We start from the raw sequence: 16,215 nt of genomic DNA, 5'->3' as shown, positions 1-16,215 counted from the left end.
ACGGCATCGACTATTTGCCGCTAACCGGACACTGGCATCGTCAAAGCCAGAAGCCTGCCCCAAGCCTTACGCCGCTAGTCCCAGCGCGCGCAGCAGGGCGGCGGAATCGGGTTGACGTCCCCGGAAGGCAACGAAATTGTCGATTGCCGGGCGCGATCCGCCGCGCGCCAGAACATGGTCGCGAAACAGGCCGCCCAGCGCGGCGCGATCCGCCTTATCTTCGGCAAAGGCTTCAAAGGCGTCAGCGGACAGGCGTTCGGCCCACAAATAGCTGTAATAGCCAGCGGCATAACCGCCTGCAAAAATATGGCTGAAACTGTGCGAGAAGCGATGCCATGCCGGAGGGTGGATCACTGCCACATCCTGGCGCACGGCAGCGACAATCTCTTGTACTGTCGGGCCATCCTCTTGCGCCGCCGACTGGTGCAGGCGCAGATCGAACAGGGCAAATTCGACCTGCCGCAGCAGCGCCACCGCGCCCATGAAACGCCGCGCCGCCAGCATCCTTGCGATCATGGCTTCGTCCAGTGGCAGGCCGCTTTCCTCATGCGCGGACACGCGCCGCAACATTGCGGGTTCCCAGGCGAAATTCTCCATGAACTGGCTGGGCAGTTCCACCGCGTCCCATTCGACGCCGGATATGCCACCGACCGATGGCACATCCACCTGCGTCAGCAGATGATGGAGGCAATGGCCCATTTCGTGGAACAGGGTCACCATTTCCTGATGGGTCAGATGCGCCGGGCGATCCGCGCTGCCGCTGGCGAAATTGCACACCAGATAGGCGATGGGAATGTGCACCGTCTCGGCTTCGCGCAAGCGTGGGCGACACACGTCCATCCATGCTCCGCCACGCTTGCCAGCGCGAGCGAACAGATCGCAATAGAGCGCGGCTATCGGTACGCCATCGGCATCATGCACGGTGAAATAGCGCACATCCTCATGCCAGACCGGCGCGCCGTCGGCTGGTCGGATGTCCACCCCGTACAGTTCGGTGACCAGCGCAAAGAGGCCATCCAATATACGCGCGAGTGGCAGATGTGCGCGAATCTCCGCCTCGTCCAGGGCGTGGACCGCGCGCCGCATTCGCTCGGTCGCATAGGCGATATCCCAAGGCTCCAACCGGTCGATACCCAGCTGCGCCTGCGCAAATTTCGCCAGTTCGGCCAGTTCCCGCTCCGCATGGGGGCGGGCGCGCCGGGCAAGATCGACCAGAAATGCATCGACTTCTTCACCATCGCGCGCCATTTTGGTGGAGAGCGACAAGGCGACAGGGTCGGCATAGCCCAACAGCCCCGCCGCCGCCTGCCGCAACGCCAGCAACTGTGTAATCCGGTCGCTATTGTCGAACTGCCCGGCATGAGGCCCCTGATCGGAGGCGCGGGTGCCATAGGCCTCATAAACGGTGTGCCGTAGATCGCGATCGTCGGCAAAGCCGGTAATCGCGCGCACCGACGGCGCGTGAAGATCGACCAACCAGCCATCCAGGCCCTTCGCCTCCGCCGTACGGGCCATGGCGTTGCGGTCACTTTCCGGCACGCCTGCCAGTCGGGCGGGGTCGGTGATGTGCAGCGTCCAGGCTTCGGTCGCGTCCATGACCGCATTGGCAAATTCGGTCGCCAAACGTCCCTGTGCCACGCTGTTGGCGGCAAAGGCCTCCCGCTCCGCGCCGTCCAGGCCCACGCCAGACAGCTCAAACCCTTGCAATGTCAGCGCTAGCGCGCGTGCCTGCGCTTCGTCCAGCCCGTCGCGCGGGATGGCGGCCAGCGCGTCATAGAGCGCGCGATCCTGCCCGACTTCGGCAAAATAGCTGTCGATCATCGGTTGCGCGTCGCCATGCGCCGCGCGCAGTTCGGGGGTGTTCGCGACCCCGACCAGATGGGACACGGTCTGCCATACCCGCGACAGGGCGGCATCGGCGCGATCCTTGGCCAGAAAGATCGCGTCATAGCCTTGCGCGCTGGCACAGCGCCGCATCGCCGCGCGATGATCGGCAATCGCCGTTTCGACAGCGGGCAGGATGTGGTCGGGCCGAATGTCGCCAAAACGCGGGTGCAGGCCGGAATCGAGCAGGGGGTTCGTCTGTGTCATGACGCTTCTTTACACAGGGCAATATGCCCTGTCTGCCCGCATCCACTCGCTTGATCGAGGCGAACGCCCATTCCATCCGCCGCGATATGCCGGACGCCCGAATGGGCCATGCACCCCCGCTTGGGCCAACGGACTATTGGCGGATCAGACCGGCCAGCTTTCCAGCCGCCAGGCCGAATCCCAGAACATCCACTCATAACGGGTCGCGTTGCGGAAGGCGCGGGCCATGGTGTCGCGCACCGCCGGAGTCGTGGCGGCGGCCGCTTCGTCCACCAGCGCGCGAACCCGGTCGGTCGCCGCGCCAAAACCGGGATCGGCATAGGTCTCGATCCATGGCGCATAGGGGTTGGGGCTGACGGCGCGCGGCTTGACGGCGCAGCCGACTTCCCAATAGACCCAGAAACAGGGCAGGATGCCAGCAACCAATTCCTCATAGCTGCGGGTCGCGGCCAGGCTGGCGAGATAGCTGGTATAGCCAAGGCAGGAGGGGGTCGGCTCGGCACCCTGCGCTGTGGTTGCACTGATGCCGAACTGAGCGAAGAAGGCCTGATGCAGCGCTTCTTCAACCTGCACCGCAACTTTCGCGCCGTCGGAAAATTCCAGCCGCCCTGCGGCACTGGGCGCGCGGGCCGCGGCGATCGCCAATGTGCGGGCATATTCAGCCAGATAGAGGCTGTCCTGCACGATATAATGTTGGAAGCTATCGCGTGGCAATGTTCCGTCTGCCAGCGCGGTCAGGAATGGATGGGCCAGGATAGCCTGCCGCAACGGGGCGACGTCTGCCCAGATCTGATCGCAAAAGCCCATCGCCATGTCCTTCGTCAAAAGCGCACGGATGCGCTGGCGCCAAATTGGCGGCCGGTGTTGATGGTGAAACTGTCGAACGGTCCATCAGGGCCAAGGCCCAGCAGTAGCGGCAATTGCTGCTGGCCAAAAGCCGAGATCGCCCAGCGCTTGTCGAGCAGGTTCTTGGCCCAAAGGTCGAACGTCCATGCCCCGTGGCTGACGCCTATACGCCCATCAACCGAGGTGTAGCCAGGTGAATGGAGGATATTGTCGATCTCGAAATCGACGCGAGAGACATAGGCGACACTAAGCCGAACATTGACAGTCGCAGGTCCGGCCGCGCCCTGCCAGCCAATACCGCTGTTGATGGTCCAGTCCGGCGCGTTGGGGGTGCGCTTGCCGCTCATGTCCAGGATAGCGGGTTCACCCGGTTCTGGCGTGGGGTTGGGCGTGAAATAGGTGCCGGTGCGGCTGTGGGTCCAGGCCAGCCCGCTATCCAGGCTGAAGCCCGCGCCCAGCGCCGCCTGCGCCGAAGCTTCGATCCCGTGGACATCGACCTGTGGCACCGACAGGACGACCGAATTGCCAAGAAACACGGTGTTCTGGAAATTGTCATAGTCAGTGATGAAGCCCGCAAGCGACAGGCGGATACGCCCATCCGCGCTCTCACCCTTGACGCCCGCCTCGACCGAGCGGGTGGTTTCGGCCGGGAACACGGCCTGCCATACATCGGTCGGGCCGGGCAGGGGGTTGAAACCGCCCGCCTTGAAACCGATCGCGCCGGTGACATAGGCGGTCAGATGATCGGTCGGGCGCCAGGCGAGGGACAGTTTGGGCTGCCATTTCTCGAACGTCCGGGCACGTTGCGCGACCGTCGTTCCACTCACAGTACCGACCGTATCTTCCTTGCGCCGGTCGCGGTCATAGCGCAGCGCCAGCGTGGCTTCGACCTTTGGCGCAATATCGTAGCTCGCCTGCCCGAAAACACCGATCTGGCTGGAGCGGGTTTCCGCGCGCAGCGCTTCGCTGCCGAACAGCAGCGGCCCGAAATCATCGGTCCGGTTGCGCTCCAGCCGCTGGTAGAAGAGGCCGACATGCCAGCGCAGTGGCCCATCCCCGCGTGACGTCAGCCGGGTTTCGCTGGTCCAGGCTTTTATATCAACAGGTTGGGAGATGGGTTGAATACCATCCGGGAACAATGGTGCGCCGAACAGCGTCAATGGCTTGTCGTTGCGAAAATCCAGTTCTTCAACGAAATCCTTATGATAATCGTCATAGCCGCCGGTCCATGTGAAGAGCAGCCCGTCACCCGCTTCCTGTTCATAGCTGGCCTGCGCGCCCCACCATGTACGCGATGCCCGCCCTTCAAAATCCCCGAACGGGTCGGTCAGTGCCGCGCCCGACAGTCGCCCGCCATAAAGGCCAGTAACATTGCCCGATGAAATATAGGCCGCCCCGCCTTCTTCATTGGCCCAGCCCAGGCGAAAGCGGAACGTCGCCGTTTCGTTCAGCGCAACCTTTGCCTTCAGGCGCAGATTGCGGCTGATGCTGCCATCGACCTTCTTGTCCAGAAAGCTGTTGCGGATGAAGCCGTCGCTGTTGCGATAGGAACCGGCCAGGCGCAATTGCACCTGTTCCGACACCGGGGCGTTGAGCACACCATCGGCGGTCCAGGTCAGGCCGTTGCCGATCCCGACGGCTGCTTCGCCGCCCCAGTCCGGGCCGGGATCGTTGGTCGTCATGGCGATGGCCCCGCCCGATGCCGACCGGCCGAACAAGGCGCCCTGCGGCCCCTTCAAAATCTCGACCCGCGCCAGATCATAGGGGCGTAGCGTGAAGAGTTCGGAATCGGGCAACGCCAATCCGTCGACAATATAGGCGATGGAGGGCGATTGGCTGCGGTTGGTGGATACGCCCCGCACGGATATGAGGTTGGTGCCAGGATCCTGATCGTTGATGATGAAGATGCCGGGCGTTGCCGCGATGAAATCGTCGATCGTGGTCAGGCGCTGCGCGGCGATGGCGGCGGGACCATAGACGGCGATCGTGTCGGGCACCTGGATTTCGGCTTCTGCGCGGCCGCGCGCGGTGACGACGATGCTGTCGTCCGCATGGGCGTAGCCTGAACCCAGTAGCAGTGCGATCGATATTGCAGGCGACATAATGGCGTAAAGACGCATATCCCTATTCCTCCGCCGGTGTGAGCCGGATCAGGTTCGCGGGTTTGCAGACTGGACGCCCCCTGCGCCCGATCCGCCTCTCAGCCCTGACAGCGCCAGGACACCCCGTGGGTTGAAACTGTCGGTGCGCCTATGGCGTCCTGCACCGGGCGTCAATCGATGGCTGAGGGTCTGGCGCATATTCATGCTGAAATGGGGTCGGTTTTCAGTCGACTATGGCGTCTGGCGAGGATCATCCGTTATCGACGCCGCAGCCCGACCTTTATTCTTCCTGTTGCTATGACCTGCGTACCGGCCCTTTTACCATCATGATGATCGCCCCCTTTCTATTGCTGGCCGCTGCGGCGGATGATGCGTTGCCGCGGCGACCCCATTCGCACATCCATGCGGCGGGAGAGATTGACGAGACGCAGGGGCCAGTGCTGCTGGAGGTCACCTATACCGGCGAAGTGATGGCCAATGTAGCGGGCGGATTGAAGCGGCGCGCGCGCTATCTCGATAATCTCGACATAGTGCTGGAGGCCGATCTGGAGGCGACGCTGGGTTGGCGCGGGGCCGAGGCGCATGTTTATGGCCTCTACAATAATGGCGCGTCGATTTCCAACGCGGTGGGGGACGTGCACGCAGTCAGCAATATCGAAACGGGGACGCGGGCGATCAGACTATATGAAGCCTGGATCAACCAGACGATCGCGCCCGGCCTGTCGCTGAAGGCAGGATTATATGATCTCAACTCGGAATTTGACGCGCTCGACGCCGCTGGCGTTTTCGTCGGCAGCGCGCATGGGATCGGCAGCGATATTTCGCTGACGGGTCGCAATGGTCCGTCGATCTTCCCATGGACATCGCTGGCCGCGCGTGTCGAATGGCAGCCGGCCGAGGGCTGGGCTGTGCGCGCGGCGATATTGGACGGGGTACCGGGCGATCCCGATCATCCGGCCCGCACCGCGATCAAACTGGGTAACGGCGATGGCGCGCTGCTGATCGGTGAACTCGACGTGCCGATTGCCGGCGCGCGACTGTTGCTGGGGCATTGGCGCTACACAGCGACGTTCGAAGCCTGGGACGGCAGCATGGGGCGGGGCAATGCCGGGGTCTATCTGCGTGGGGAAATGCCGCTGATGACCGATGGCGATGAGAAGGTGGACGGCTTCTTCCGGCTTGGGACGTCAAGCGGGCGGTTCAATATGTTCGACCGGTTCGCCAGTCTGGGCGTAAAATGGACAGGCGCGGTGAACGGGCGGCCGGAGGACGAACTTGGTTTGGCGGTGGTGACCGCCTCCACATCCCCCGATTATCGCCGAAGCAGTGCCGCGCAGCGCACTGAATCGGTCGCCGAAATCACCTATCGTGCGCCGCTGTCGCCATGGCTCACGGTGCAGCCCAACCTGCAATATGTCCACAATCCCGGCGCTGACCCGACCATCCGCGACGCCTGGGTCGTCGGGCTGCGCTTTGCCATTGGTTCGCGCCTGATCGACTAGGGGTGATCGCATCCGGACTGGCCAGCGCGACGTGCGGCGGGCAGGGCGAATGTGATCAGCAGGCAAAGCGCCATCGGCAGGATCGCGAACAGGAAGAAGGGCCCCGGACCCGCGCCGTTGCCGATCAGCCAGCCACCGGCCAGCGGCCCGCCGATCGCGCCGATACGGGCGACTGCCACGCCAAAGCCAATGGCAGTGGCCAGGCAATCGGGCGGAAAGACGCCGGTGACGACCGCCATGATGCACAGATGGACCCCGACAATGCCGCCGCCCGCCACCAGCAGCAGCAAGTTGGTCGACAAAGTCCCGGCAGACAGGATCGCCAGCAGGGCGAAAGCCGCGATGATCGTGACATAGGCGCCCGCAAGCGCCAGCACGGCATGGTTGCGATCAATCAGCCAGGCGAGCGCCAGAGCGATGACCAGTCCACCCGACTGGATGATGGTGATCGATCGTGCGGCCTGATCCAGCGTGAAGCCCGCCTGCGGCAGCAGGGTCGGCGTCCAACTGATGATAAGATAGAGGCCGAAAGCATTGATACCATAGAGTAATGCAAAAACGATCGTCGGGAACCGCAGCGGCCTGCGCAATATGCGGGCAAGCGGGCGGACAGCGCGGGCGTCAGTTCCGGGCTCTGCTTTCTTTTCGGGCGGAAATAGCAGGAACAGGGCGAGCGCAAGCAGCAATGTCGCTGCGCCCGGCAACAGGAACAGGGCGCGCCAACCGCCCAGCGCGATCAGCGGTGGCGCAATCAGGCCCGCGACGATCGCGCCAAAGGAGATGCCGAGCGATACGATCGTCAACGTGCTTGCGCGTCGCCCCGGCGGCGCCCAGATCGCAGCCAGCGCGGTGACGTTGGGCAGGCATGCACCCAGTGCCAAGCCAGTCAGCAAGCGCCATATGATGAAGCTGGCGATGTTCGTTCCGCTGGCCGTCGCCATGGTCAACAGGCCGATACATATGACCGAGAGGGTGATCATCCGGCGCCGGCCGAAGCGATCCCCCAGCGGCGCCAGCAAAACCGCGCCGACGCCCAGGCCCAGCAATACCGCCGAAAGGGCAAAGCCGAAGCGGGCGGGCGGAATGTCCAGTGCCTTTGCGATATGGGGCAACGCCAGCGGCATCGCTGCCAGATCATAGCCATCGACGAACAGAACCAGCCCGCACAGGAACAGCGACAGGATCAGCCGCGGGGTAAAAGATGGCGTTATGCCCATGTCCTGCGGACTGGTCATGGATCGGCGTTCCTCTCTGTGGGCATTGCGCAGCGCTTATCGTAACGAATGATATAATTGGTTGGCGCCACCCCAGCCTGTCAAGCGCTAAAAAACGAGCGAACGGGTTGCGATAATAATAACGACCGTTATAGTGTGCCGCTGAAAAGGGCGTACTGCGCCAGCCAGGAAGAGGATAGACCATGGTTCCCGACAACATCCATATCGCCCATCCCGACAAGCTGTTCATTGGTGGCGCGTGGGTCGGATCGACGGCTGACCGGATGATCGAAATCGTTTCGCCCAATAGCGAGGCGGTTATTGCCCGCGTCGTCGATGGGACCGAAGCGGACATGGATCGCGCCGTCGCTGCCGCGCGCACGGCGTTCGATGATGGCCCATGGTCCACCATGGCGCCTGCCGAGCGTGGCGCGATCGTGCGGCGGATGGGCGAAGAATTGGGCAAGCGCGCGCCTGAACTGTCGGCCGCCTGGACGGCGCAGGTCGGTGGCCTCGCCAGCTTTGCGCCAATCATGACTGGTGGTGCGACCGCGACATTCATGGCGATCGCAGGCTATGCCGACAGCTTTCCCTTTGTCGAAAAGCGTCCGGCGAGCCAGGTCCATACGGCGATCGTGGCGCAGGAACCCGCTGGCGTTGTCGCCGCGATCGCGCCCTGGAACGCACCCTATGGCATCATGTCGTCCAAGGTCGCCTATGCCATGGTTGCAGGCTGCACCGTCATCATGAAGCCTTCGCCGGAGACCCCGCTGGAAGCCTATATCATAGCCGAAGCGGCGGAAGCGGCAGGGGTGCCCGCAGGCGTGGTCAATCTGGTCGCGGCGGGACGAGACGCATCCGACCATCTGGTCCGCAACCCCGGCATCGACAAGGTGACTTTCACCGGATCGACGCTGGCGGGCAAGCGGATCGGCGAGGTCTGCGCCGGGCGGGTCGCGCGCTGCACGCTGGAACTGGGCGGCAAATCGGCAGCGATCGTGCGCGACGATTTTCCCTTAGAGGTCGCCGCTGCAATTCTGGGCAACACCATCACGATCATGAGCGGACAGGTTTGCGCCATGCTGTCGCGTGCGATCGTGCCGCGCCATCGTCATGACGAACTGGCCGACGCCATTGCAAAGGTGATGCAGGGCATCCGCATCGGCCATAGCGATGCGCCCGATACACAGCTTGGGCCGGTGGCGATGAAGCGCCAGTTGGAACGGGTGGAGGAATATGTCGCGCTGGGTCGCGCAAGTGCCGATCTCGTGACCGGCGGCAACCGGCCTGCCCATATGAACAGCGGCTATTTCATTGAACCCACCCTGTTCGCGAATGTGGATAACAAGAGTCGCATCGCGCAGGAGGAAATTTTCGGTCCCGTGCTGTGCCTCATTCCCGCCGATGATGAGGAGGATGCAATCCGCATCGCCAATGACAGCGCCTTTGGCCTGAACGGATCGGTGCTGACCAATGACGCCGATGCCGCCTATCGCATCGGCCGTCGCATCCGCGCAGGCGGATTCGGGCAGAATGGTATGAAGATGGAGTTCGGCCTGCCTTTTGGCGGCTTCAAGCAATCGGGGATAGGGCGCGAGGGCGGGGTGGAAGGCCTGCACGCCTATCTGGAAACCAAGACCATGTTGCTCGACGCCACGCCCAGCGGCTTTTGAGCATAATCGTGCTGGATGCGCAGGGGCGGGGGCAGGGGGCCGCCTATACCGCCGCACGTATCATTTATGGGGGGTGGTTCCTGTTTTCGGGGATAGAATATTTCACCCCCTTCGATCTTCAGCCGCTGGGCAACACGCCGCTGGCGCAGGAATTCACCCTGGCGCTGATCCACAGCGGCTTGTTCGCCTGGATCAAGATCATGGAGGTAATCGTGGCGCTGCTGGTGCTGGCGAACCGCGCGGTATTGCCTGCCGCGCTGGCCAGCGTGCCGCTCAATGTCGTGATCGGTTACTGGAATTTCGTGCTGGATCCGGGCGTAGTCGAATATGCGTTCGGCATTGTCACGCTATTGCTCAACGCCTTCCTGCTCTGGCCATGGCGCAGGGAATTGATCGGCCTGCTGCGTTGGTAGCCTGTGATATATCGGCCATATTGCCAGTTTCGTATGCTTGGGATACTTTTCACCCTGTGGGATGACTCGCTGACGACCAGCAATAGCGTCGCGGTGGGCAAAGAGAGGGATGCAGGGCATGGCTCATGATGTTCTAGATCGTGTGGAGTGCGTCCGCTGAGCGCGGTCGAGCGTTTTTCCACCCGGCTGGTGCCGCCACCGCGTCGCCAGCGTTTCTGGCGAGAGGTCGTTGCCGAAGCCTTCCCTGGCATGACCGCGCACGCGCCCGAAGGCATCAAGGCGGATCTGGCGCGCTGGTCGCTGGGCGGCGTGGGGCTGGCGCGGGCACGCAGCGAACGGGCGCAGGTCAGCCGGATCGCGACCGATGGAGAGGAACGGCATCTGCTGCTCCATCTGCTCCATCGCGGGTCGGTGACCATGCTGCACGGCGATCGCAGCAGTATTGCCCGCGTGGGCGACATCGTGATCGCCGATGACCGCCACCCCTATTCCATCGACATTTCGCAGTATAACGACTGCCTGATCCTGCAAATACCGGTTGCGATGATGGGCGATGATATTGCGGGGCGCGACTGGCATGGTTGCCTGTTGCCGTCCACCAACCCCCATGTCCTGTTCATGGCCCATATGCTCCACGGCCTGTGGTCGCAGCGCGACCAGTTTGATCATCTGGATGACGATGCCGGGATATTGCTGGCCGATGCGGCGCAGATGATGTGCCGTCGCAGCACATTGGAAAGGCCATCCATCCATCAGCTGCGCTCGCCGATTGAATATGCGCTGGAGCATCTGGGCAATCCCGATCTCGGCACGGCACTGATCGGCCAGGCGCTGAACCTGTCGCCGCGCGCCGTGCAGAAAAATTTCGTCCGTCAGGTCGGGCTGACGCCGACCGCCTTCATCACCGTGCGACGCCTCGAACGCGCGGCCGCGTTGCTGGCTTGCGACGACGGGCGCACGATTACCGACGTAGCGTTCGAAGTCGGTTTTAACGATTCCGCCTTCTTCACCCGCTGTTTTCGCAAGCATTTCGGCGTCGCGCCGAGCCAATGGCGCAGCAGCAACGGGCGTTCGCTTGCGTCCTGATCCCAGGTTCGTCTGAATCCAAGACCTTTGCCTCCATAGCGCCTATCAGGACATCAAGCCGCCGATACAGGCGCGATGTTCCAGGGGAGATGAAGATGGGCAAGTCCATGATTGCGATGCTGATGGCGTCCAGCGCACTGGTCGTAACACCAGCAATGGCGCAGGATGCCGAACAAAGCGGCGGCATCGCCGAAATCGTCGTAACCGCGCAGAAACGCGCGGAAAATGTGCAGGACGTGCCGATCGCCATTTCGGCCTTCACCTCTGAATCCTTGCAGGAACGGGCCGTCGGCAGCGTGGCGCAGCTCTCGGCTATCACCCCCAACGTCAATCTGGACGCAGGCACGCCCTTCTCCGGCTCCACCGCCGTGCTGTCCGCCTATATTCGCGGCATCGGCTCGGACGATTTCGCCTTCAACATCGATCCCGGCGTCGGCATCTATCTGGACGGCGTCTATCTCGCCCGTACCGTCGGCGCGAACCAGGATTTGCTGGACGTCGAGCGGGTTGAAATCCTCAAGGGGCCGCAAGGGACGCTGTTTGGTCGCAACACGATCGGCGGCGCGATCTCCATCGTGACTGCCGATCCGGGCAACGCGTTCAAGGCGAAGGGCGATGTGACGGTGGGCAGCTACAATCTGTTCCAGGCGCGCGGATCGGTAACCGTCCCCGTCACCGATGGCCTCAGCTCTGCCTTGACCTTTGGCATCAAGTCGCGCGACGGGTTCCTTAAGCGCCTGCGCTATCCGGACCAGCGCGCCAATAATGCGCCCCCCTTCACCGCTTTTTCCGCCGCTGGCTATGACAGCGCCAACAAGGAAGGGGCCAACGACAATTGGAACCTGCGCGGAAAGCTGCGCTGGGACAATGGCGGCGCTGTGCGGGCGACCTTCTCCGGCGACTATAGCAAGGACAAGGGGACGTCCGCCAACAAGCTGATCGGCACGGCTGAATTCGTACCCGGCAATTTCGCTGGCACGACCAACCTGCCCGGTACGGCCTTCGACCCGACCGGGACTACCGGCTTCCTGTTTGCCGGCCTGTATAATTTCTGCATCGGCAGCACGGGCGCGGAAATTGCGGCGCGCAACGCCCAGGCGCTGTGCGGCGTATCAGGCACCCAGTTCAATCCGCAATTCCAGCTGGCCAGCGTTGCCAGCGCGAATGTCGATGGCAACCCGGCGAATGACCGGCTACCCTGGGATAGCCGCTACCTGATTGCCAACAAGGACCGCAGCTACGCCAGCGGCAACAGCTATTCCAATCTGGAAAGCTGGGGGTTGAGCGGCATTGTCGACTTCGATCTGGCCGACAATATCGCGCTCAAATCGATCACGGCCTATCGTGAATTGCACTGGAACGCAGGGCTGGATGCCGACGGATCGCCGCTCAACTTCCTGCAACTCAGCTTCACCATGAATCAGTGGCAATTCAGCCAGGAATTCCAGCTGCTCGGCAATGCGTTCGATGAAAAGCTGCGCTATGTGTTGGGGGCCTATTATTTCAAGGAAGCGGGCGACCTGCATGACTATGTGACCTTTGGCGAAGGTCTGGTGCAGGTCGATGGCCCCAACCAGTTAAGCACCAAAAATTACGCCTTCTTCGGCCAGATCGACTATCGGCCCATCGACCTGATCGGCATCACCATCGGCGGGCGCTACACCAATGAACGCAAGCGGTTCGAAGGCGGGCAGCAGGAACTGAACGGGTTTAACTACAAGCTGTTTGGCTGCGCCGACGCCAATGGCAATATCTTCCCCGGCGGCCCGTTTCCGCTGGCGCCGATCCCATGCCAGGTGGGATTGAGCTATCCTGATCCGACCAACCCGGTGCGCGTCTATACGCCGGGCGTCAATCGCAAGAAATTCAGCGATTTTTCGCCCAAGGTTGGGGTGCAGCTTCACCCGTCGGAAGATGTCATGCTCTATGGCAGCTGGTCGAAGGGGTATAAGACGGGTGGCTGGACCACGCGCCTCACCAACCCGCAGGGCAATGTCGCACCCGACTTTAACGAGGAAAAGGCGACGACCTGGGAAGCGGGCATCAAGTCGACGCTGCTCGACCGCCATCTGCAACTCAATGCGGCGTTGTTCTCCACCAAATATCGCGACATTCAGCTCAATATTCAGATCGGCACGTCGCCAACCATTGCCAATGCGGGCGACGCGCGTATTCGCGGGTTCGAACTGGAAATGGTTGCGGCGCCTGTCGATGGCCTGACGATCAACGGCGCGATCGGCTATATCGACGCCCAATATACGTCGGTGTCGGCAGGGGCTGCCGCGGTCGGCGGGGCCAACCCCTTCCAGGCGGGCACTTTGGTGGGCGAGGCTCTCCCCAAAACGCCCAAATGGAAGGTCAATCTCAGCCCGCGTTATGAAGCGACGCTGGGCAATGGCGGATCGGTCGTGCTGCTGGCGGACTGGACCTATACGTCCAGCGCGTGGAACGATACGCAGCGGACCTTGCTGCTCAAGCGTGTATCGACCGACATCGTAAACGCCTCGATCAGCTATCGCGAACCCGACGGCCACTGGTCGCTGACGGCGGGCGGCACCAACCTCACGGACAAGCGCTTCCTGACATCCGGCGGGTCGAACATCGCGGCGGGGGCTATCTTTGGCAGCTATAACCGCCCCCGCGAATGGTATGTTCGCTTCGGGTTCGAATTCTGATCATGGGCAGCATCGCGATCGACGCGGCGGTGGTGGAGGGGGCTGGCAACCCCTTCCGTTTCGAAAAACTGGCCATGGATGCGCCTGGGCCCGGCCAGATCAGGGTAAGGCTCCATGCCTGCGGCATCTGCCATACCGACATGGTGATGCGCGACGGCGCGCTGCCTATCCCGTTCCCCGTCATATTGGGCCATGAAGGTGCTGGCGTCGTCGATGCCGTGGGGCCAGGCGTGGATGGTGTCGCACCGGGCGATCATGTGTTGCTCAGCTTTCATAGTTGCGGCGCGTGCAGCGCCTGCCACGATCATCAGCCCGGCTATTGCGCGGAATTTGTGCCGCGCAACTTTCTGGGGGTAACGCAGCCGGGGCAGGGCGGCATCTGGCGTGGGGACGAGCGGATCGGCGGCAATATATTCGGCCAGTCATCCTTTGCCACCCATGCTCTTGCCCATAGCAACAATGTCGTGCGGATCGATCGCGACCTGCCGCTCGACATTCTGGCGCCTCTGGGGTGCGGAGTGCAGACCGGCGCAGGGACGGTGCTGGAAACATTGCAGGTGCAACCCGGCCAGTCGATTGCGATACTGGGTGCCGGCGCGGTCGGCCTGTCGGCCCTGATGGCGGCGGTCATTGCGGGCGCGGGACGGATTGCGGTGATCGATCGCCATGCCAGCCGCCTTGCGCTCGCGCGCGAACTGGGCGCAAGCGAGACAGGCGATGATCTGGCCGCGCTTGACGGACAGTTCGATCATATCGCCGATACCACCGGCGTCCCGGCGCTGCTCGGCCTTGCGGTCGATCGGCTGGCACAGCGCGGCACGCTGGCGCTGGTCGGTGCTTATCCGCCGGACGGCTTCACGATCGACCCTTCATCCATCATGAGCATGGGACGACGGATTGTCGGCGTGGTGGAAGGGGGCATCGACCCGCAGCTATTCATCCCGCGCCTGATCACTTATTATCGCGAAGGCCGGCTGCCGCTGGAAAAGCTGATCAAGCGCTATGCCTTTGCCGATCTGGAAGCTGGCTTTGCCGCGTCGGAAAGCGGGGCGGTGATCAAGCCGGTAGTGTTGATGCCACAGGACTGACGGCCGCTCGCAGGAAGCGGCCGTCAGTCCTCAATCTTCATGCAGTGCGTGGACAGCGGCAGGACGCCCCGGCCACCATCAATCCACCGCCTCCGGCAGAGCGCCGATGACGGACTTGACTTCCAGAAACTCCTCCAGCCCGAAGCGGCCGAATTCGCGGCCATTGCCCGATTGCTTGTAGCCGCCAAAGGGCATGTCGAAGGCCAGGCCGCCCGCGTTGACGAACACCGCGCCTGCCCGCAGGCGGCTGACGAACTTGCGCGCATGGGCCGGATCACCCGCAACATAGGCGCCAAGGCCATAGGGCGTATCATTGGCGATGCGGATCGCTGCCTCATCATCGTCATAGGGCATCAGCACCAGCACAGGGCCGAAAATCTCCTCACGCGCGATCGTCATGTCCGGCGTCACATTGGCGAACACCGTCGGGCGTACATAGCTGCCATGATCCATCCCGTCAGGACGACCAAGGCCACCTGTTACCAGCGTTGCGCCCTCGTCAATCCCGGTCTGGATCAGTGACTGGATGCGGTCCCACTGGCGCTGGCTGACGACTGGGCCGATATGGTCGCCCTCGCTTTGCGGATCGCCGACCTTCTTGGCCGCGAACATGGCGCCGACCTTTTGTGCCGCTTCGTCATGTTGGGAACGATGCACCAGCATACGCGTCGGTGCGACGCAACTCTGGCCGCTGTTAAGCAGCACGCCGCCCACCCCACCGGGCAGAGCGATGTCCAGCGGCGTACCTTGCAAAATGATGTTGGGTGACTTGCCGCCCAGTTCCTGCGCGACGCGCTTGACGGTGTCGGCTGCGTTCTTGGCGACCATGATTCCCGCGCGCGTCGACCCGGTGAAGCTCACCATATCGATGTCAGGATGCCTCGCCAGTGCCGTACCGACCCCGTCGCCATCGCCTTGCACCAGATTGAACACACCGGCCGGGACAGCCGCGGCGTGCATGATCTCGGCAAAGATCGCGGCGCAACTGGGCGCTTCCTCGGAGGGTTTGAGGATCATCGTGCAGCCTGCCGCCAGGGCGGGGCCAACTTTGGCGACGATCTGGTTCATCGGCCAATTCCACGGCGTGATCAGCGCAACCACGCCGATCGCTTCGCGCACCACCCTGTTATCGCCGATTTTCTCGCTGAATTCATAGTCTTTCAGCGCCGCGAGCGACTGCGCCAGATGACCAAGACCCGACCCAGCCTGCGCCGTCTGCGCGATCGAGATGGGGCAGCCCATTTCGGTCGCAATGGCGCGAGCTATGTCGGGGATGCGCTTTTGATATTCCGCCATGATCCGCTCCAGCAGCGCGATCCTTTCCTCCTTGCTGGTGAGCGAGAAGGTTTCAAATGCGCGGCGCGCGGCGATCACGGCGGCATCAACATCGGCCGCGGTGCCAAGGATCATGTCTGTCGCGCTGGCATCGGTTGCGGGGTTCATCACCGCAATCGTGCGCCCCCCCTGGCTGTCGACCCATTGGCCATCGATATAATGTTTGCATGTATTGGGCATGGGGCAGGTC

The 16,215-nt window shown here is 62.8% G+C and carries 11 protein-coding genes and 1 riboswitch; of the genes, 6 read left to right on the top strand and 5 right to left on the bottom strand.

Annotated elements, in window-relative coordinates:
- Positions 1-66: 66 nt before the first annotated feature.
- The 3 genes from FE851_RS17080 to FE851_RS17070 all read right to left on the bottom strand — a co-directional run bounded on the left by FE851_RS17080 (position 67) and on the right by FE851_RS17070 (position 5,057).
- Positions 67-2,091, bottom strand: a complete 2,025-nt coding sequence (locus FE851_RS17080; protein WP_145205042.1) for a M3 family metallopeptidase — start codon at positions 2,089-2,091, stop codon at positions 67-69.
- A gap of 144 nt (positions 2,092-2,235) precedes the next feature.
- Entirely contained in the window at positions 2,236-2,898 is a 663-nt protein-coding gene (gene tenA / locus FE851_RS17075; RefSeq protein ID WP_261371033.1) for a thiaminase II, read from the bottom strand.
- 14 nt (positions 2,899-2,912) lie between these two features.
- Positions 2,913-5,057 carry a TonB-dependent receptor gene (locus tag FE851_RS17070; protein ID WP_261371032.1) on the bottom strand — a complete coding sequence of 715 codons (2,145 nt, stop codon included), beginning with the start codon at positions 5,055-5,057 and terminating at the stop codon, positions 2,913-2,915.
- A riboswitch (TPP riboswitch) is annotated at positions 5,048-5,175 on the bottom strand. Its footprint overlaps the gene before it by 10 nt.
- A gap of 190 nt (positions 5,176-5,365) precedes the next feature.
- Between FE851_RS17070 and FE851_RS17065 the strand changes: the two genes are divergently transcribed.
- Complete coding sequence (locus tag FE851_RS17065) at positions 5,366-6,541, top strand: carbohydrate porin (RefSeq protein ID WP_261371031.1); 1,176 nt, start codon at positions 5,366-5,368, stop codon at positions 6,539-6,541.
- Here FE851_RS17065 and FE851_RS17060 read toward each other — a convergent pair.
- Positions 6,538-7,776 (bottom strand): MFS transporter, encoded by a 1,239-nt coding sequence (locus tag FE851_RS17060; RefSeq protein WP_145205034.1) that lies wholly within the window; start codon positions 7,774-7,776, stop codon positions 6,538-6,540. The genes FE851_RS17065 and FE851_RS17060 overlap by 4 nt on opposite strands.
- A 182-nt stretch (positions 7,777-7,958) precedes the next feature.
- On the opposite strand from FE851_RS17060, the gene FE851_RS17055 reads away from it, so the two are divergent.
- From FE851_RS17055 to FE851_RS17035, 5 genes are all read left to right on the top strand, one after another.
- Complete coding sequence (locus FE851_RS17055; RefSeq protein WP_145205031.1) at positions 7,959-9,428, top strand: aldehyde dehydrogenase; 1,470 nt, start codon at positions 7,959-7,961, stop codon at positions 9,426-9,428.
- A complete protein-coding gene (locus FE851_RS17050) occupies positions 9,425-9,841 on the top strand; it encodes a hypothetical protein (protein WP_145205027.1) in 417 nt (138 codons plus the stop codon). The genes FE851_RS17055 and FE851_RS17050 overlap by 4 nt, the downstream gene beginning before the upstream one ends.
- 147 nt (positions 9,842-9,988) lie before the next feature.
- Positions 9,989-10,927, top strand: coding sequence for an AraC family transcriptional regulator (locus FE851_RS17045; RefSeq protein ID WP_107124575.1), 939 nt, complete (start codon positions 9,989-9,991; stop codon positions 10,925-10,927).
- 89 nt (positions 10,928-11,016) lie between these two features.
- Positions 11,017-13,602, top strand: coding sequence for a TonB-dependent receptor (locus tag FE851_RS17040; RefSeq protein WP_145205024.1), 2,586 nt, complete (start codon positions 11,017-11,019; stop codon positions 13,600-13,602).
- A 2-nt stretch (positions 13,603-13,604) separates the two neighbouring features.
- Complete coding sequence (locus FE851_RS17035; RefSeq protein ID WP_145205021.1) at positions 13,605-14,690, top strand: NAD(P)-dependent alcohol dehydrogenase; 1,086 nt, start codon at positions 13,605-13,607, stop codon at positions 14,688-14,690.
- 78 nt (positions 14,691-14,768) lie between these two features.
- Here the strand turns inward: FE851_RS17035 and FE851_RS17030 are convergent, their stop codons facing one another.
- A complete protein-coding gene (locus tag FE851_RS17030; RefSeq protein WP_145205018.1) occupies positions 14,769-16,205 on the bottom strand; it encodes an aldehyde dehydrogenase family protein in 1,437 nt (478 codons plus the stop codon).
- Positions 16,206-16,215: the final 10 nt, after the last annotated feature.

This window comes from Sphingobium sp. B2 (assembly GCF_007693735.1).
In the GTDB taxonomy this organism is placed as follows: Bacteria; Pseudomonadota; Alphaproteobacteria; order Sphingomonadales; family Sphingomonadaceae; genus Sphingobium; species Sphingobium xenophagum.
Note: the sequence above shows the minus strand (reverse complement) of the source record. Positions and strands in the feature narration are given on the sequence as shown.